Here is a 19,116-nt window from a genome sequence, read left to right on the forward strand (position 1 = left end):
CACTGAGTCGCTAAGGTTCTGAGAAACTTTATGCAAAAAAACTTAGCACCTCAGAACCTTAGTATCTCAGAACCTTATTTTGTGTTTAACTTTCTTAATTTAATTGCCGTTAAGACTTTTTTGGTATACAAAGGAAAATCAGCATTTTGAATCCAGCTGAAATAGCCCGGCTCGCTTTCTAAAATCTTATCTACTTTAGCACCTTTGTGTTTTCCGAAGGTAAAGATTTCTTCGTTGTCTTTATCAAACGCAATCATTCCGGCAAAATCAGCGATTTTTTTACGGGTTGTAAATTCAGACAATGCTTTCATATCATTTTCCAACTCCGGATAACGGTCCAGCTGCGCTTTTAAGATTTCGTAGGTAGCCATTGTATCAGCCTCTGCCGAATGCGCGTTCTCCAGACTTTTTCCGCAATAGAATTTTAGTGCCGCACTTAAGGTACGTTCTTCCATTTTATGAAAAATCGTTTGTACGTCTACCGAAACTTTGTTTTTCATATCAAAATCAACTCCGGCACGCAGCAATTCTTCCGCCAATAACGGAATATCAAAACGATCTGAATTAAAACCGCCTAAATCACTGTCTTTAATCATATTGTAAACCTGTGGTGCCAATTCAGCAAAAGTAGGCTCATTGGCCACTTTTTCATCCGTGATACCATGAACAGCAGTTGTTTGTGGCGGAATTGGAATCGTAGGATTCACCAACCAGGTTTTACTTTCTTTATTTCCGTTTGGAAAAACTTTGAATATCGAAATTTCTACAATTCGATCTTTACCGATGTCAATTCCGGTTGTTTCAAGATCAAAAAAGCAAATTGGTTTGTTGAGTTTGAGTTCCATTTTTAATTTTTATAAGATTACAAATGTAATTTTTAAAGCCGAATTTCCTCTTTTATTCTTGACTTTTTTAAACAAAAAGGGCTGTAATTGCTCGATTTTAACTTTTAAATTCATTTGAAAAGCAAGCTTCCGTTCGCTTTCTTAACCTTTTCTTACAAAACAAAAAACCCGGGAAATCATTAAAATTTCCCGGGTTTGAATTTATTTTTAAAGCAGAATTAAAAATCTCTGTTTACATCAAAAGCTTCTAAATATTCTGCTACTCTTTTTACAAAACTTCCACCTAAAGCACCATCTACTACCCTGTGGTCGTACGAGTGTGATAAGAACATTTTTTGACGGATTCCGATAAAATCGCCTTCCGGAGTTTCAATAACCGCAGGTACTTTACGAATAGCTCCCAAAGCCAGAATTCCAACTTGCGGCTGATTGATAATCGGAGTACCGAAAACACTTCCAAAAGTCCCCACATTGGTTACCGTATAAGTTCCGCCTTGTGTATCGTCTGGTTTTAGTTTTCCTGCTTTTGCACGGTTTCCTAAATCGTTAACGGCTTTTGCCATTCCAACTAAATTCAGCTGATCTGCATTTTTAATTACCGGAACAATCAAATTTCCATTTGGCAAAGCTGCCGCCATTCCTAAGTTTATATTTTTCTTTTTGATGATGTAATCACCATCAACAGAAATATTCATTCCCGGGAAATCTTTTAAAGCTTTTGCAACTGCTTCCATCATAATTGGTGTAAAAGTCAGCTTCTCGCCTTCTCTTTTCTCGAAAGCGCTTTTTACTTTATCTCTCCATTTTACAATGTTTGTTACATCTACTTCGATAAACGACTGTACGTGTGCCGAAGTTTGTACCGAAGCGACCATGTATCCGGAGATCAGCTTACGCATTCTGTCCATTTCAACGATTTCATCGCCTCCGTTAACAGATACCGGAACTGCTTGCTGGCTTTTTTGAACAGGAGCCGCAGGCTGAACCGCTTTTGGAGCTTCCGCAACTGCTTTTGGAGCCTGAGCACCCGATTTACGAGCTTCAATATATTTTAAAATATCTTCTTTTGTTACGCGACCGTCTTTACCTGAACCAGCAATACTTTCTAATTCAGCAACAGAAACTCCCTCTTCTTTAGCAATGTTTTTTACTAATGGAGAAAAGAACTTATCCGATCCTGAAAAATCCTGCGGTGCAGTTACTGCATCCTTCGCAACTTCGATTGTTTTTTCGATTTCAGCGACTTCTGCCGGAGCAGCAGTTTCTACTGCCTTTACAGCCGGTGCATCACCTTCTGTCTCGATAATTGCAATAGTTTGCCCTACCTGAACCAAATCGTCTTTACCGAACAATTGCTCAATCAAAACTCCTGATACCTCGCTTGGCACTTCACTGTCAACCTTATCAGTTGCAATTTCCAGTACTGCTTCATCAGCTTCAATTCTGTCTCCAACTTCTTTCAACCAGTTTGTAATAGTTGCTTCAGCGACACTCTCTCCCATTTTAGGAAGTTTCAATTCAAATCTTGCCATATTGTTAATCTAAAAGGTGATTTTGATTTTCAGATTGCGAAATTACTGAATATTTTGAATATAAATTACACTTAATATAATTTTTTACTCGATTTTTACAATTTGCCCCCTGTCATTCCGCGAATTGCTCCCAATAATAAAATTTGCATTTTTGGGGAAAATCTTAAAAGTAATGTTCTTATCTTTAATAGTTTCTATGATTTTGATACATTTTTCGAATGAAACATAGTGATTATCCAAAATAAGTTCAACTCTTTTACTCTTAAAAACCTGGCACGAATTTACCATTTTTTCTTTTTTGAAATCTAAAAAGGTGACTTTATTTTTTAAAATTTGAGGTAATTTTTCAGACAAAATTCGATTTGAAGAGTAAAAAACAACTCTTTCCGGCAGTGGTTTTGATTTTGTTTTTCCCTGAAACATTTTCACAAATGAAAAGAACCAGATTCCGATTTGAATGAAAAATTCAAAAAACCATGATTTCCTGAAATGCTTCTGATAGAAAAAACTCATGGCTTCCTGAAAGCGTTTCATGTATTTTTCATCTTTTATTGTGCTTTCGCCTTTGTAATGCAAAACGGTGGTTTCATGAAAATAATAATTCGATTTCTTCTTTTGCAATGCCCTATACGACAAATCAATATCATCTGCATACATGAAGCATTTTTCATCAAAACCTTCCAATTCTAAATACAAATCACGCGTCATCAACATAAAGGCCCCCACCAAAATATCAACCTTTCCGCTTTCGTTTGTTCCTAAATGCTGCGCGTAGTACTGATTGAAAAGTTTCCATTTTGGAAAAACTTTATACAATCCGAAAATTTTAGTAAAAGCCACCCATGGTGTCGGGATCCCGCGTTTGCTTTCGGGTAAAAAAGCTCCGGTACCATCGATTAATTTGCAACCGACAATTCCTAAATTGATTTGTCTTTCGGCGAAAGCGATAATTTTCTTAAACGTACTTTCGCCAACAACGGTATCCGGATTCAAGATGCAAACATACTTTCCTTTAGCCTCTGCAACTCCAATATTATTGCCTTTTGGAAAACCAAAATTGGTATCGTTTTGAATCAATTTTACCGTTGGAAACTTTGTTTTCATCATCAAACAGCTCTCGTCTGATGAATTATTATCCACTACAATAATTTCGGCATCAAGCGACGCAATGGCATCCTGAACACTTAAAACACATTGTTCCAGAAAGTAACGAACATTATAATTCAGAATAATTACCGATAGTTGCATGAAAAATAAGGGAATAGATTTTTGGGAAAGTTAGAAATTTTCAGCCAAATCTGGCCGTAATGACCCATCGTTTTTACCGACCCTAAAATCCAGTACCCAATTACTGTTCTTTTGCTCGTTTCAACAGGAAATTTCATTTCCTGAAATTGCAAGTCTCTAATTTGAATACCAGGTAAAAAAGTCTATTTTTGAGTTGAAAAAAACTGCCGTATGAAAATCAAAACCCAGATTGAGATTTATTCTTTACTTGTATTACTAAGTTTTGGATTTTTACTATCAGGTTTCACTTTCGTTAAAGATCCGGGTAAAGACTTAGTCAAAACCTCAGTCTGGTACATTGCTGGTCCCGCTATAGAAAATCAGGAAACGATTAATAAGGTTCGTGAAGAAAAAGGGATTATAAAAGTCACTGCAAAAGACAATCCTTTGGGTGAAATTGAACTGAATGTCCTGATTACGTCTTCTGACTCAAATGACGGTGCTCCTGTTAATTTACCGGATGATTCCCGATTTGTGCGTATTACTTATAAGTCTTCACAACTAATCAAACTCCAGGCCCGTGAAGGAAACGAAGAAGGAACGGGTTGTGTGCATGGAGGATCTCATCCAAGAGTTGATCTGGCGCCTTCTCCAAATCAATTTAAAACCATCAAAATTCCATGGACCGCTTTCAGACAGGATGGTTTGCCCAACGGAAAGCTTCTCAACATTCATAATTTATGCAAATTCAACTTTGTGAATTACAATCCGGTTTCAGGAGCTTTTTTAGAAATAAAATCAGTTACTCTTTAATTTTAAGAAATATGAAAATAAGGCTTTATCTTTTACTACTGACCGCGCTATTCTTTTCAAACAACGGCTACAGCCAGAAAAAAATCGACATTAATGGTGTTTGGGAAGACATCAATCCAGGCGTACAAAACGCTGTCGCAATTGTATCAGAGCAAAACGGAAAGGTTATTTTCTCGCATTACCTGGAATGGAAAGGACAGAAATTTGTGGAAAGCGGCACGGGAAAAAGAACCGGAAACACTATTGTTTATACGGTAGGCGTCACATTACCCATTGAAGGCTGGGCAACACAGGGAACACATACTTTGACATTGTCTGAAGACGGAAATACGCTCGAAGGTACTTTTATCGACAACAAGAAAAGAACCGGACCGATTGCGTTTAAAAGAGTACGTTGAGTGTTTGTTCTTGTTGAAAAGTTTCAGGTTTCAAGTTTCAAGTTCTTAGCGCACCTAAAACCTGAAACTTGAAACCTGAAACTTACCACCTCTCTACAGATGCAACTGAATCTTATACTTGTTACAAATTTTCATCACATAAAGCATGATCGTCGAAAAAACTAAGGACCAGATGATTCCCGGAACTCCTTCGCGGAAATAACCCGGAATAATATGAATATTAATGGTCTTGCAGAAATAATAGATCACGCCCGGCAGTATATAAATCAATAACGGATTTGCGGCGGCGGGCATAAAGAAATTACTCCATTTGGTTTGTTTTTTAAGTTCCATGAGCCAGTACAGAAAATAGAACAGTACCGTACAAATCGCAGCTGAAAACATGGTCCAGGAAGGCGTTCCTTTTATTTTTGAAATTCCAAAATACGGTCGTAATAAATATCCCGTTACAAAAAACAAGACGATAAAACCTAGTACTCCCCAATTGATTTTAGCAGGTACTTTTCGATCAAAAAACAATAACGAAATTACTACTCCGGCAGCAACTAAGGAAGCGTGCGTTAAATGTCCCGCAATAAAACTCAACCATGGTGTTTGATGTAAAACCGATCCTTCTATCAGATTTACAGAATTTGCAACCACACACACCACTAAAAAAACAATCATTGCCGCTAATTTCCCGGAAACCAGCCAATAATACACCACTGTAAAAAGGTAAGCCCAGCCTATCAGCCCCAGAATGCCCCACCATTTTGGCGTGATCCCAATGTTGCCGGTATCCTGAACATATAAAAAGTAAAGTGCTATTAAAACTGCCATTCCACCATATTGAAGAATATTTTTTAATCCTGTCGGAAAATCTTTGGCATATTTATTCCAAATTGGAATTGGCATCAAAAAGGCCAAAAATCCCCAAAATGCAGGTGAAATAATCATTTTAGCCGCATCGTAACCTTCAGAAGCATTGACCATAAAAACGCCAATAATTATAAGCGCCAAAGCTCTTTTTAAAGTATGTGTCCAAATCGTTTTTACGCTGTCTCCTTTGATTAATCGGGCATTAAAAGCAAACGGAACAGACATTCCTACAATAAATAAAAAGGCGGGAAAAACCAGGTCTACAAAAGTCATGGCATCAGCATCTGCGGGCATATGTTTCATCCATTGTGGTACATTGGTGATACTGGCCAGCTCATTTACAAAAATCATAACAAAAATTGTGATTCCGCGTAAAGCGTCTATCGAAATAATTCTTTGATTGTATAAATTTTCTTTTATTTTCATAAATGATTCGATTTTTAGGAATCTCAAATATAATATATTTATGAAATGACCAATTGCATTCCTTACATTAAAATTAAAGCATCACAAATTCTTCTTATTTACATACTTTTGCAACATGTTATCCTTTTTAAAACCAAAACCTCTGCTAAAAGATCTGTTGTCGGATCATTATGTTGATATCCATTCGCATGTATTGCCGGGAATCGACGATGGCGCCAAAACTATTACGGACACAATAAAACTTGTCAATGCGTTTCGCGAAATAGGAGTATCACAATTTACTACTACACCCCACATCCATCATTATGTGTGGAATAATTCGGCTCAGCTTATTACAACAAAACAGCAGGAGACTCAGCTTTTGTTAGAAGAAAATCAGCTTAAAGTTCCTTTTCGGGCTGCTGCAGAATATTTTATAGACGATTGGTTTGAGAATCATTTTAAAAATGAAAAACTTTTAACGCTAAAAGACAATTATGTGCTGGTAGAAATCTCCTATCAAAACGCCCCTCTCCAGCTGTACAAAACTCTTTTTGAATTACAGGTAGCCGGGTACATTCCGGTTCTGGCACATCCGGAGCGTTATTTGTATTATCGAAAAGATTTTAATGAATATGAAAAGCTAAAAAAAGCTGGCTGCTTGTTTCAGCTCAATTTATTGGCTGTTGTGGGTTACTATGGAGAACGAATTGGCAAAACGGCAGAAGAACTTCTTAAAAAAGGAATGTATGATTTTACCGGAACCGATGTTCATCATATGAACCACATCAGGGCTTTTGATCAGAAGATAAAAATCAACAGTATTTCCAACCTAAAAGAAGTTATTGCCAACAATCAGTTTTTTAAATTTTAAGCGATATCAGTACGCATTTTCTTCACCTTTTACGATGTTGATGATCGTTTTTATAATGATCTTAATATCTAACATCAGGCTCCAGTTTTCGATGTACCAAATATCATATTCCACCCTATTCTCCATATCAACTAGTTCTTTGGTCTCGCCACGGTAACCGTTTACCTGCGCCCAGCCCGTAATTCCGGGTTTAGCATACTGGCGCACTAAGTAATTATCTATTAAATCGCTATATTCTTTAACTACATTTATCATATGCGGTCTTGGCCCTACTACTGACATATCTCCCCAAAAGACATTAAAAAACTGAGGCAGTTCATCAATACTTGTTTTGCGAATAAAAGCCCCAAATTTAGTAACACGACTGTCACCTCTTTCAGCAATTTTATCGTTTGCTAAATCATTGATGTACATACTTCTAAATTTCAAACAAGTAAACGATTTTTTATCACGACCAGCTCTTTCTTGTTTAAAAAAAACTGGCCCTGGCGATTCTATTTTAATAATCAACATTATAATAAGAAACAACCATGGAAATATCAATAAGATTACTAATCCCGAAAAGCAAAGATCAAATACTTTTTTAAGAAGCCTGTTACCCGAAAACTCTAGCGGCTCAGTTCGAAACATTAGAACAGGTGTGTTTTCATAAAAATTTACTTCAACCTTACTTGCTTTTGTGTACAGCTGAAAGTCCGGAATAAACTTAATACGAATCATGTTTTGTTCACAAATTAAAGTCAGCTGATTAATTATCTCGATCTTATCAATATGTAAAGACACATACATTTCATCTACGGTATGCTGCATAACAAATGCTCTAATTGCATCAAAATCTCCTAAAACGGCTGTGTGATTGTCTATTGACAAATCTATTTTTTCATCAAAAAAACCTAAAAATTTATAACCAAAGGTTAGATCTTTAGCTAATATTTTGCGAATTTTTTCTCCGGATTCATTTGCTCCTACTACAATAAATGTTTTAAAATTATAACCTTGTGCTCTAATGTATTTTAAAAGTTTCATTGATAAATATCTGGAAATCATCAACAAACTAAAAAAGATCAAATAGAATGAAAACAATCTTAATCTGGAAATATCGTAGTATTGTAAATACACTACAAATACCGAAATGAGAGCAGCATGTATTATTAACTTCCGAATTGTTCTGACCAATATCGATTCGATAGGTTCAACCCTTATACTTCTGTTCGAATCATTTTGAAATAATAATGCTACCCAAATTAAAATCGACAATAATGCAACGGTTCGTTCTTCTTTTGATAAAAGTTTGTCTATGCTGCCAAATCTGGTGAGTGCAGACAGTACCGTTGCTAAATTTAGCAATACAACATCAACGCAAACAAATAAAAGCTTGAAATAGCGCGAAAAACGATAATGCGACAGTTTCTGTAAAATTTCCATATTATGGGTATATACTTCTTCTAAGCGAAATAAAAACTGATTAAAAATCCGTGAAAATTAGTAGTGCAAAATAGTACTTTAATTATATTTTTGGGCATTATTTAAAATCTATCTTTAAAAGTTTACTTTTATGTTATGCAAATTTAATATTGCAGACCATGATTAAGACTATTTTACTCTTTTGCCTCACTATTTCTTTTGCAAATGCGCAGGTTTTGGGCTGTACCGACCCTCTTTCTAAAAATTACAATCCCAGTGCAACAGTCAATGACGGAAGCTGTAACTACAAAAAGATTTCTCTAAAACCTGTATATTCTAACCCCCTAAGTGATTCGATCAAAGAAACCTCGGGATTAATAGCTTTCGATAATTTGTTGTGGACGCACAATGACGATCACGATCAAACTATCTACGGCTTAGATACATTGGGGAAAATTCGAAAAAAAGTTGTTCTGGAGCAAGCCGTAAATCACGACTGGGAAGAGATTTCGCAAGACAGCTCTTTTATATATGTTGGAGATTTTGGAAATAACCTGTCAGACAACAGAAGTGATCTGCACATTTTAAAAATAGAAAAAAAGTCGTTTTTAGAAGGAAGTCCAACGATTGAAACCATTTCGTTTCGATATGCCGATCAAACGGATTTCTCCTCTAAAAAACCAAACACTGCCCGTTTTGATTGTGAGGCCTTTATAGTATCTAAAGATAGCATTTATTTGTTTACCAAACAATGGAAAACAGCCAGAACAAATGTCTATGTTTTGCCCAACCAATCGGGCAGTCACGTTGCACAGCTAAAACATAGCCTGAATACAAAAGGCCTGGTAACCGGAGCTTCTTATTTCGCTTCCGAAAAACGAATTGTGCTTTGTGGGTATTCCAGGTTAGGCAAACCGTTCTTGTACCTTTTATACGATTTCAAAAACACTGATTTTGTATCGGGAAACAAACGAAGAATCAATTTAAAACTTCCTTTTCATCAAATAGAAGGAATCGCAACATCAGATGGGCGACATTATTATCTGACAAATGAAGCACTGGTTCGAAAACCGCTCATCAATGTACCTCAGCAGATTCATTGTTTTGATTTAAGTCCTGTATTGAATTCCCATCTTCATAAATAATCTGCCGATAGCCCTATTGAAATCATAAAAATTACAATATTTACTTTTCTATTCAATACGGGCAGCCGAAACATTTTGCATAGGAATCAAATTGATAGGTTAATAAAACTTCGTAAACGCCCCCTGTTCTTCCTATTTTGGAAGTATTCAGGTCATAAGAAACACCCAATTTCAGATTTTTGTACTGTAATCCTGTAAACAAATTTAATGAAGTAAGCAATTGATTTCCGGCATTGTTTTTTGACGGGTTCGTAGCCGCCGTTACTCCAAAGTATATTTTTTCGAATAGAATTGATGCACCTATGTCCAATCGATTGTAACGCCCCTGTTGCATATAGTTTGATGTTACAAGCATGGTGGTTTCATACGGCAGGAATAATACATCGACATAATCAGCCAATAGAAACTTGTAACCTGTACTCAACGAAAAGAAAGAATCTAAACGTGCATTCCCGTCTGTTGCAAAAGAAATACCAGGTCTGTTAAGATGTTTCATTGCTAAACTAATCCATAAACTTTCGGTATTGAAAACCATTCCTGCTGATACATCAAAAAAATTGACTTTATCATTTTTTAGTATCGGATCAATTGAAGTCGGATTTATTGTGCCGGTTTGTATGTTTATCTGATCGCCAAGCAGCAAGTTTTGAAAAGCAAATGATTTTAACCCGAAACCAGCTTCGATTGCCGGTCTAAAAGACCAGGTATCATTCAATTCTACTCTATAGGCATAATTGGCGTTGATTTGTGTAAAATTATAGTGATTTAAATTTTGTCTGTGATTTAAAACACTCAATCCATAACCGCTGTTAATATTTTCGTTCCAGGTATTAACGAAGGCATAATCGGTATCTATTTTTAGATCTAAATCTGGCCATTGTTCTCTGTGAATAATACCCGCATAAGTAGTTTCCATAAACCCTGAAAAACCGGGATTTAGTGTTTCCGGAATTAAGAAATACTGTGTAAAAATGGGATCCTGCGCTCTTGTTTCTGAAAAAAAACAACCTGTAAGGATTAGGATAAAAAGTTTTAATCTCATACTTTGCTTTATTTAATTAATGTAAATCCTCCTTTTTCGGTTACGGTGTGATTGTAAAAAGTTTTTGCAGTGAGCGTAAAATAATAATTCCCATTTTGGGCATCCAGATCTTTTATCTTTCCATTCCATCCCCTAATATTTTTCCCCGTTTCGGTATATATAACACCTCCCCAGGTATCAAAAATAGTCAGGCTAATATTCTCTAAACCTAGAAATACCGGTGCGAATATATCATTGTAACCGTCATTGTTTGGAGTAAAGGAGTTCGGCATCATTATGCTATATCCTTTTTTGATTATCAATGTTGATGTGTATTTATACTGGCATCCAAAAGGATAAGTAACGGTCTGTGTAGTGGCATACGTTCCTTCTCTTGTATAGATGTGTTTTGGATTTTCTTCATTAGAAAAAGTACCATCACCAAAGTCCCAGGAGGTGTTTACAACATCTCCGGTAGCTAAATTGGTGAATAAAATGGGGTCATAAACCGAATATATATCATAAACATCTTTAGCATATGAACCCGTAGTATAATTGGCGATACCCAAAACCGTTTTTTTTACTTTATACGGGATAGCAGCAGTACAGCCAAAACTGTCCGTTACACTAAACAGAATCAATCCGTCTTTATTTGTAGTCATTATTTCGTTATGGTCTCCTGTTACTACCCCATCAGACCAACTTAGTTTATACGGTGGAACTCCTCCTTTTACATGCCCTGTAAATGTTTGATTTACAAATTTGGTTTCGCAATTAAAATCTGTTTTAAGCTCGACAGTAGGTGTTAGCTGTTCGAATCGGGTAATTTTCCATTCGCCAGTTTTTTTACAACCATTAACATCTGTAACGGTAACCTGATAGGTTCCAGGTGGAAGTTTATTTAAATCTTCGCTTTTGGCACCATTGGACCAGGAGTATGTAAATGGAGCTTTGCCGCCTGTTACAATTAAATTAATTATTCCTGTGTTTGCATCTGCACAATCTAACGGGTTCGAAACATCAGCATTTAGTTCCAGTACTAAAGGTTCTGAAATAATAAAGGTTTGTTTTATCACACATGATTTGGAATCTGTAATGGTAACAATATATTTTCCCGGTCCTATATTATTACGCTCTATTCCGGCTGATGGATTATCATCCCAAACCAAAGTAAGCGGTGCTTTACCTCCTAAAAGATTCAAATGAATATAACCATCATTGGCACCAAAACAAGAAACGTCTTTAACATCCGGTTTTATGCTAAAAACAGGAGCGCTTTCGATGCTTATTGTAGCTTCTTTTGAGCAGCCTAATGCATCTGTTACTGTAACGATATACGTTCCCGGTGATAAATTATTTTGTACAAGTCCTGTACCCAGATTATTCCACTTTATGATATAGGGATCTCTGGTTGTAAAGGGAACTCCTCCTTTTATATTATTTATAACAATTGAAGCATTTGCAGAATTAAAACACGTCATTTCGGTTTTAGTGTAGTTAAAAACTATTTCTGTGTTTTGGGTTAACACAACTTGTAATTGATCGGTACAGCCGGAACGATCCGTAACGGTCAATTTATAAGTTCCTGCTGCTAAATTTTTTAAGTTTTGAAGATTACTAGTAAAACCATTTGGCCCTGTCCAGCTGTATTTGTAATTAAAGACTCCCGAAGAGGTTTCAATAAGTCTGCCACCGGTTACCTTCATTTCGATTTCACCAGTTGCATAGCCATAACATAAAACATTCATTTGTTGTATCAGGCTTGCTTTTAACACAGGAGGTTCTTCTATGGTATAACTTCCTTTGAGTGTATTACAGCCGTTTACTTCTGTAATTGTTACCTCATAGGTTCCGGGTTTGAGATTATCTGTATATTCAGCAGTTGCAGGATAAGGCTTTCCGTTTTTTGTCCATACATAGGTATAAGGTTGTGTTCCTCCTTTGACGGACAGTCTGATATTTCCATCATTTAATCCAAAACAGCTTATATCATTTTTAACTGCTGAAAATTGAAATAATTCCGGTTCCGTAATTTTGTACGTTTTTATAAATGGGCAATTGCCATTGTCTTTTACCGTTAAAGTATAGTCTCCGGGTTTTAGGCCGGAAATATCCTCATTAGTGCTTGCAAAACCATCAGGTCCTGTCCATAAAAAGGTATACGGATTTACTTTTCCAAAAGGAATACCTCCTTCTACGTCCAAAGCAATAGCACCGTCATTTGCCCCGAAACAAGTACCGTTTTTCACCATTTCTTTTACTTCTATTAAGGGATCGACGGTAACTGTTATTGTAAAATCTGCTCCGGTGCAAGCCTTTGATACAGGTGTTACCGTATAAGTTACTGTTGCCGGACTGTCGGTATTATTTACTAAAGTCTGGCTGATATCGGATTTTGGCGAAGATTGTGCACTTGCACCACTTACAGCTCCGGCGGGGGAAATTACAGGGGCCGACCAAACATAAGTCGTTCCTGTTGGTACATTCTCCGTTGTATTGGTTACCGGTGCAACCTGAAAGCTGTTCTTGCTGCATACCTTTATTGCCTTTGCCTTTATACTAGGCTTCAGAGTTAAAGCTACCGCAAAAGGAGTTGTCTTTGTAGTAGTTCCACAACTATTGGTTACACTAAAGGTAACGGTATAGTTACCACTGTTTGCGTAAGTTATGGGTCCGGGATTAAGCGCTGTAGAGGAAGCCGGTGTAGCTCCGGGGAAACTCCAGAGATAGCTGATTTCTGATTCCGGAGAGCAGCTTTGATCTACAGTTCCCACAGGGTTGATCGTTGTAGCATTACAATAATCAGGAATAGGATTCAGCGTAATGACAGGTGGATTTTTCACCTGTATCATTTCGGTTACCGATTGGGAAATTCCGCAGGCATTTTTGGCCGTTAGCTGTACATAGTAGGTTCCGGGATTTGCAAAATTAAAAACCGGATTCTTAGAGGATTCATTTGTTCCGTTTACAAAACTCCATTCTTCCGATTCTCCGCAAAATCCTTCAGTATATCTGATAACTTTCCAATTATAACTTTCAACATCACATCCCTGAGTCGCATTGGTTGTATTAGTAATGGTAACATCTTTCAAAGCACATGCTTTACTGTAGGTAAATTGAGGTTGTAATACCGGTTCAACACAAACTGTTTTTGTGACTTCGTTGCCGACACCACAAGGTGTTCTTGCTATTAATTTAATGGTATACGTACCCGATGTCGTATAGATATGTATTGGATTAACATCATTTGATATGGTTCCGTCTCCAAAATCCCAGGTGTAAATATTTGCAGTACTGCAATTATTACCATAGCCTGCAGTCGATTTATTGACGAAATTTATAGCTGTATTCGAACATAAGATTTTATTAACCTCGAAGTCTACCTGAGGAATCCCTAATATAATAATAGGACCTGCTGTCAGGTTACTGAGTCCGCATGCTGTTGTTATATTTAAGCTGACCGTATTTCCTCCAGGACAATTTGTCTTTTTGAATTCATGCAATACCGGAAAATTTAGAGAAGCCGCAGGATTTGCAGCATTATATTGTTTGGAACTTTCTAAATCTTTTTGACTGTATCGTTCAATGGTACCATCTCCAAAATTAAGTTCATATTTTGTATCGGATGGATTAGAACCCCAGGCTGCAATCGAGAATTCCATTGTATCCACCGGAAGACATAAATTGGTCGTATTTCCCGGAGTGATCAAAGCTCCTTTTGGATTAGTCGAATTACTAACTATAGAGGTAACTGAATTACTGCAGCCATTAACTCCAATTCCGGTAATCACCATTTTATAGGCCCCTAATTTTAGGTAATCATGTTTTTTGGGAAAAGTAATATTAGTTTCCGAACTTCCATCACCCCAATCCACATTATAGGATGAAACACATGAGGCTGAATTCGATATATTGCCAACATTAATAGTGTACTTGGGATTCAGGTTATCTCCGCATTTTTCAAAAGAGGTGCCTGAGTTATCTAAATTGGTGAACCTTAGATTTGGTTTCTGTTTTACTGTAATCGTCTTTGCAACGGTACTTGTTTCACTATTGGCATCTGTAACCGTCAATTTTATGGTGAAATTTTGAGTTCCGCAACCCACAGCATCAAAAGTATGAACAGGATTACTACTCGTTGCACCTCTTCCGTCTCCAAAATCCCAAGAATATTGAAAAGGACCACTACCACTTACCGTTGAAACAAAGGTAATAAGAGTCCCTGAACAGGAATTGTCATTGGTGAAGTTAAAATCGACAGTGGGAGATACTGACAGTCGATTATAATTACTATCTGAAAGACTATCTCTAACTGGATTGGCATTATTAAAACTATACCCAAAAGAAGTAACCAATGAAAAACAGAGTACTAAAAAATAGAGTTTTTTCATTAAAATTTTTAGATTAGGGAGATATCATTAAAGCTGTGATTAGCCCTATTTATCTGGCCATCAAAAAATAAATTTAACCAAAGCGTTAGTATCCTTTTTTTAAATGTAACAACCGTTATCTTTTAATGCATAACTGTGATAAAGCGGCCTCTTAAAAAAAATGATTTCGCACACACCTCCGTTTTAGGTGTAAAAAAAGAGAACCGGAACAGGGTAATTTCATGGTATTTCATACGAGCTGCAACCGTGTCATAACGACTCCCGATTGGCCGTCTTAAACTTCTTGCTCACAAAGAGTATCTATTCAAAAATTGATCTCTAACGTTGTTGCGTCTTTTATGTCTGAACGCTAATGTTAAGCTATTTTTTTGTTTGACTCAAAAAGGTATCTTTGCACCGTCAAAATTAAATTCCTATTAAAAATTTAGAGATCTAATTAAAGACCTCGTTACAATTTTTAATACATAAAAAAGCCTTATTTCAGGCACTTTTACAACATGAATTACTTATCAGTCGAAAATATATCGAAATCCTTTGGTGAAAGAACCTTGTTTGACAACATTTCTTTCGGAATCAATAAAGATCAAAAAATTGCCTTTATTGCAAAAAATGGTTCAGGAAAAACAACCATTATGAGCATTATCAATGGTTTGGACGAACCTGATACCGGACAGGTTGTTTTGAGAAAAGGAATTAGAATGGCTTTTCTTTCACAGGATAACAACTTACAGGAGGAGCTAACCATTGAAGAGAGTATTTTTGCTTCCGACAATGAGACGCTTAAAATTATTGAGGCTTATGAAAAAGCACTTGAAAATCCGGACGATGAAGAAGCCTACCAAAAAGCTTTTGACGGTATGGACCAACATAACGCCTGGGATTTTGAAACGCAATACAAACAAATTCTCTTCAAATTAAAACTGGAGGATTTCAAACTGAAGGTTAAGAATCTTTCGGGAGGGCAAAAGAAACGTCTTTCATTGGCGATCATTTTGATCAATCGTCCTGATTTGTTAATTCTGGATGAGCCAACCAACCACTTAGATCTCGAGATGATCGAATGGCTGGAAAGCTATTTTGCCAAAGAAAACATTACCTTGTTTATGGTAACGCACGACCGTTTCTTTTTAGAGCGTGTTTGTAACGAAATCATCGAACTAGACAACGGAAAACTATACCAGTACAAAGGAAATTATTCGTACTATTTAGAGAAAAAAGAAGAACGAATTACCTCTGAAAACGCCAGTGTTGACAAAGCCAAAAACTTGTTTGTAAAAGAACTGGAATGGATGCGCCGTCAGCCAAAAGCAAGAACTACAAAGTCAAAATCCCGTCAGGATGATTTTTATGTAATCAAAGAAAAAGCACAAAGCCGTCGTCGTGAAAATAAAGTTGAACTTGAAATCAACATGGAACGTATGGGAAGCAAAATTATCGAGCTTCACAAAATTTCCAAAAAATTCAAGGATCATGTGATTCTGGATAATTTTAGTTTCGATTTTCAACGTGGAGAACGTATTGGAATTATTGGTAAAAACGGAACCGGAAAATCAACTTTCCTGAATCTGCTTACCGGAACACTTCCATTAGACAGCGGACGTGTCGTAAAAGGAGATACCATCAAAATTGGTTATTACACGCAAACAGGAATCAACCCGAAACCCAACCAACGTGTAATTGACATCATTAAAGAATACGGGGAATTTATTCCGTTGGCAAAAGGACGAATGATCTCGGCCTCGCAATTATTGGAACGTTTTCTTTTTGATGCTAAAAAACAATATGATTTTGTTGAAAAATTAAGTGGTGGAGAATTAAAGCGTTTGTATTTATGTACCGTTTTGATTCAGAATCCCAACTTTTTAATTTTAGATGAGCCTACCAACGATTTAGATATTGTAACGCTAAACGTTTTAGAAAGCTTCCTTTTAGATTATCCGGGATGTTTATTGGTGGTTTCGCACGACCGTTATTTCATGGACAAAATTGTCGATCATTTATTTGTCTTCAGAGGGAATGGCGAGATTGAAAACTTCCCTGGAAACTATTCTGATTTCAGAGCATATGAAGATAGTGCCGATGTGGCTCAAAAGGAAGAAAACAAAGCCGAAAAGAAAGACTGGAAACAAAATAATCCAACCGGAAATCTAACTTTCAACGAGCAAAAAGAATATCAAAAACTGGAAAGAGAAATTAAAGATCTCGAACTTGATAAAACCAAAATCGAACAATTGTTCTCTGATGGAAAAGTTGCCGATGCCGATATCGAAAAGAAAGCAAACGAATTACAAAACATCATCAATAAAATAGATCAGAAAGAAGAACGCTGGTTTGAGCTTTCGGCGAAGATTGAGGGATAGGTTTTAGTTTTCAGTCGCAGTTTTCAGTCGCAGTTTTCAGATTTGTTTAAATTGAAAGAAAATTCTTAATTTAGTAGAAAAAACTAGTTATGGATTTTAAAGAATTATTGGCTTATAAGAAATCATTTGAGCTTGCGATGGAAATTTTTGAATTATCAAAAACATTTCCCAAAGAAGAGAAGTTTTCTTTAACAGATCAAATACGCCGATCTTCGAGAAGTGTTAGTGCTAATATTGCTGAATCCTATAGAAAAAGAAGATATACAAATCATTTTATAAGTAAATTAACGGATAGCGATGCTGAAAACTCAGAAACAAATACCTGGCTCGAATTTTCGCTGGAATGCCAATACATTACAAAAGAAACATTTGACAAACTAAATAGTAAAAATCTCGAAATTGGACGATTGATAAATTATATGATCAACAATCCAACTAAGTTTGGATGCGGACAAAACTGAAAACCGCGACTGAGACTGAGACTAATTTTATTATATTTATTTAAACAAAAAAATACCACATGAAATACCTTTTATCTGCCCTATTCGTATTCACTTTATTTACCTCTTGTATTAGCAATGACAAAGAACAAGAACAACCAATAGCAAAAGACTATACTGTTGAGAATGAAAAAGAAATCACAGATTATATTGCGCAAAACAAATTAAACGCGATAAAAAGCAGTACAGGTTTATATTATATTATAAAAGAAGAAGGAACAGGTAAGAGACCTACCGCTTCATCGTCTGTTACAGTTGCTTACACGGGGGCTTTTACTAGTGGAAAAACATTTGACCAAAGCAGTAGTGCCGGTCTTACATTTCCTTTAAACGAAGTAATTAAAGGATGGACAGAAGGAATTCAATTGTTTAAAGAAGGCGGTAGCGGATCATTGCTAATTCCATCACATTTAGGTTATGGAAGTTCTGGACGTCCCGGAATACCTGCTGGTTCAGTACTTATTTTTGATGTAAAACTGATCAAAGTAAATTAATTACCTATTGTAAATTCATAAATGTTGTTTCAAATAAAATCTTATTTAAAATTTCTTTGGAATTCAAAAAACGAACACGGAGTGCATTCGCCCTTCGTGTTTCATTTATTGACGAAATGTTTTTATGATAAGAAACCTAAACCCGAGTATCTGATTCTTAAGAATTACAGAAAATCGCTTTTAGAAAATAAAAATTTCATTGAAGTAACTGATTTTGGAGCCGGTTCAAAAGTTTTTAAATCCAATAGAAGACAAATTTCTAAAATTGCTTCTACTGCCGGAATTTCCCCAAAACGAGCGGAATTACTCTTTAGGGTTACCCAATATTTCAAACCTAACAACATCCTGGAAATAGGAACTTCATTAGGTTTAGCCACTTCTGCCCTCGCCTTAGGAGATACAAATGTAAAAGTAACCACTTTAGAAGGCTGTCCGGAAACTGCCAAACAAGCGCAATTGCAATTGCAAAAATTCGATTGCAACGAAGTAGAAAATGTCATAGGTGAATTTGAATCTTTCTTAGTTCCTGAAAATCTAAGATCTAAAACCTATGATCTGATATACTTTGACGGCAATCATTCCAAGAAAGCAACTTTGGCCTATTTTGAGCTTTTGCTCTCCACAATTCACAATGATACTGTTTGGATTTTTGATGATATCCATTGGTCACAAGAAATGGAAGAAGCCTGGGAGATTATAAAAAATCATCCTAAAGTAACCGTTACCATCGATACTTTTCAATGGGGATTTGTCTTTTTCAGATACGAACAGGAAAAAGAACATTTTGTAATACGTACATAAAAAAAGCCAATCATCGCTGATTGGCTTTTTCATATACCTTTACTTTTT

15 protein-coding genes are annotated in these 19,116 nt (G+C 36.2%); 8 read left to right on the forward strand and 7 right to left on the reverse strand.

The annotated features are described in order from the left end of the window. Positions 1-74: 74 nt before the first annotated feature. From OLM61_RS02680 to OLM61_RS02690, 3 genes are all read right to left on the reverse strand, one after another. A complete protein-coding gene (locus OLM61_RS02680; RefSeq protein WP_264524984.1) occupies positions 75-845 on the reverse strand; it encodes a 3'-5' exonuclease in 771 nt (256 codons plus the stop codon). 218 nt (positions 846-1,063) lie between these two features. Further along, positions 1,064-2,377: a dihydrolipoamide acetyltransferase family protein gene (locus OLM61_RS02685; RefSeq protein ID WP_264524985.1), complete on the reverse strand. Its 1,314-nt coding sequence runs from the start codon at positions 2,375-2,377 to the stop codon at positions 1,064-1,066. An 84-nt stretch (positions 2,378-2,461) separates the two neighbouring features. Further along, positions 2,462-3,625 carry a glycosyltransferase family 2 protein gene (locus tag OLM61_RS02690; RefSeq protein WP_264524986.1) on the reverse strand — a complete coding sequence of 388 codons (1,164 nt, stop codon included), beginning with the start codon at positions 3,623-3,625 and terminating at the stop codon, positions 2,462-2,464. A 210-nt stretch (positions 3,626-3,835) separates the two neighbouring features. Here OLM61_RS02690 and OLM61_RS02695 point away from each other — a divergent pair, with 210 nt between their 5' ends. Both OLM61_RS02695 and OLM61_RS02700 read left to right on the forward strand, forming a co-directional pair. After that, positions 3,836-4,417, forward strand: a complete 582-nt coding sequence (locus OLM61_RS02695; protein ID WP_264524987.1) for a hypothetical protein — start codon at positions 3,836-3,838, stop codon at positions 4,415-4,417. Positions 4,418-4,428: 11 nt separating this feature from the next. Then, entirely contained in the window at positions 4,429-4,815 is a 387-nt protein-coding gene (locus OLM61_RS02700; RefSeq protein WP_264524988.1) for a hypothetical protein, read from the forward strand. 93 nt (positions 4,816-4,908) lie between these two features. On the opposite strand, the gene OLM61_RS02705 is transcribed toward OLM61_RS02700, so the two are convergent. Beyond that, positions 4,909-6,099, reverse strand: a complete 1,191-nt coding sequence (locus tag OLM61_RS02705) for a DUF5009 domain-containing protein (RefSeq protein ID WP_264524989.1) — start codon at positions 6,097-6,099, stop codon at positions 4,909-4,911. Between the two features lie 115 nt (positions 6,100-6,214). Here OLM61_RS02705 and OLM61_RS02710 point away from each other — a divergent pair, with 115 nt between their 5' ends. After that, the gene (locus OLM61_RS02710; protein WP_264524990.1) at positions 6,215-6,952 is read left to right on the forward strand and encodes a tyrosine-protein phosphatase; all 738 of its coding nucleotides are present in this window, start codon (positions 6,215-6,217) and stop codon (positions 6,950-6,952) included. 6 nt (positions 6,953-6,958) lie between these two features. Here the strand turns inward: OLM61_RS02710 and OLM61_RS02715 are convergent, their stop codons facing one another. Then, complete coding sequence (locus OLM61_RS02715) at positions 6,959-8,377, reverse strand: undecaprenyl-phosphate glucose phosphotransferase (protein ID WP_264524991.1); 1,419 nt, start codon at positions 8,375-8,377, stop codon at positions 6,959-6,961. A 158-nt stretch (positions 8,378-8,535) separates the two neighbouring features. On the opposite strand from OLM61_RS02715, the gene OLM61_RS02720 reads away from it, so the two are divergent. Then, entirely contained in the window at positions 8,536-9,501 is a 966-nt protein-coding gene (locus OLM61_RS02720; RefSeq protein ID WP_264524992.1) for a T9SS C-terminal target domain-containing protein, read from the forward strand. Positions 9,502-9,553: 52 nt separating this feature from the next. On the opposite strand, the gene OLM61_RS02725 is transcribed toward OLM61_RS02720, so the two are convergent. Beyond that, entirely contained in the window at positions 9,554-10,543 is a 990-nt protein-coding gene (locus tag OLM61_RS02725) for a PorP/SprF family type IX secretion system membrane protein (RefSeq protein ID WP_264524993.1), read from the reverse strand. Between the two features lie 8 nt (positions 10,544-10,551). Next, complete coding sequence (locus OLM61_RS02730; protein WP_264524994.1) at positions 10,552-14,913, reverse strand: PKD domain-containing protein; 4,362 nt, start codon at positions 14,911-14,913, stop codon at positions 10,552-10,554. A gap of 497 nt (positions 14,914-15,410) precedes the next feature. Here OLM61_RS02730 and OLM61_RS02735 point away from each other — a divergent pair, with 497 nt between their 5' ends. The 4 genes from OLM61_RS02735 (at position 15,411) to OLM61_RS02750 (ending at position 19,068) form a co-directional block, all read left to right on the forward strand. Then, positions 15,411-17,273, forward strand: a complete 1,863-nt coding sequence (locus OLM61_RS02735; protein WP_264524995.1) for an ABC-F family ATP-binding cassette domain-containing protein — start codon at positions 15,411-15,413, stop codon at positions 17,271-17,273. A gap of 89 nt (positions 17,274-17,362) precedes the next feature. Further along, positions 17,363-17,734 (forward strand): four helix bundle protein, encoded by a 372-nt coding sequence (locus OLM61_RS02740; protein WP_264524996.1) that lies wholly within the window; start codon positions 17,363-17,365, stop codon positions 17,732-17,734. 59 nt (positions 17,735-17,793) lie between these two features. After that, positions 17,794-18,267, forward strand: coding sequence for an FKBP-type peptidyl-prolyl cis-trans isomerase (locus tag OLM61_RS02745; protein WP_264524997.1), 474 nt, complete (start codon positions 17,794-17,796; stop codon positions 18,265-18,267). A 21-nt stretch (positions 18,268-18,288) separates the two neighbouring features. Further along, the gene (locus tag OLM61_RS02750; RefSeq protein WP_264524998.1) at positions 18,289-19,068 is read left to right on the forward strand and encodes an O-methyltransferase; all 780 of its coding nucleotides are present in this window, start codon (positions 18,289-18,291) and stop codon (positions 19,066-19,068) included. The last annotated feature ends 48 nt before the right edge of the window (positions 19,069-19,116 follow it).

The organism is Flavobacterium sp. N502536 (assembly GCF_025947345.1).
Classification (GTDB): domain Bacteria; phylum Bacteroidota; class Bacteroidia; order Flavobacteriales; family Flavobacteriaceae; genus Flavobacterium.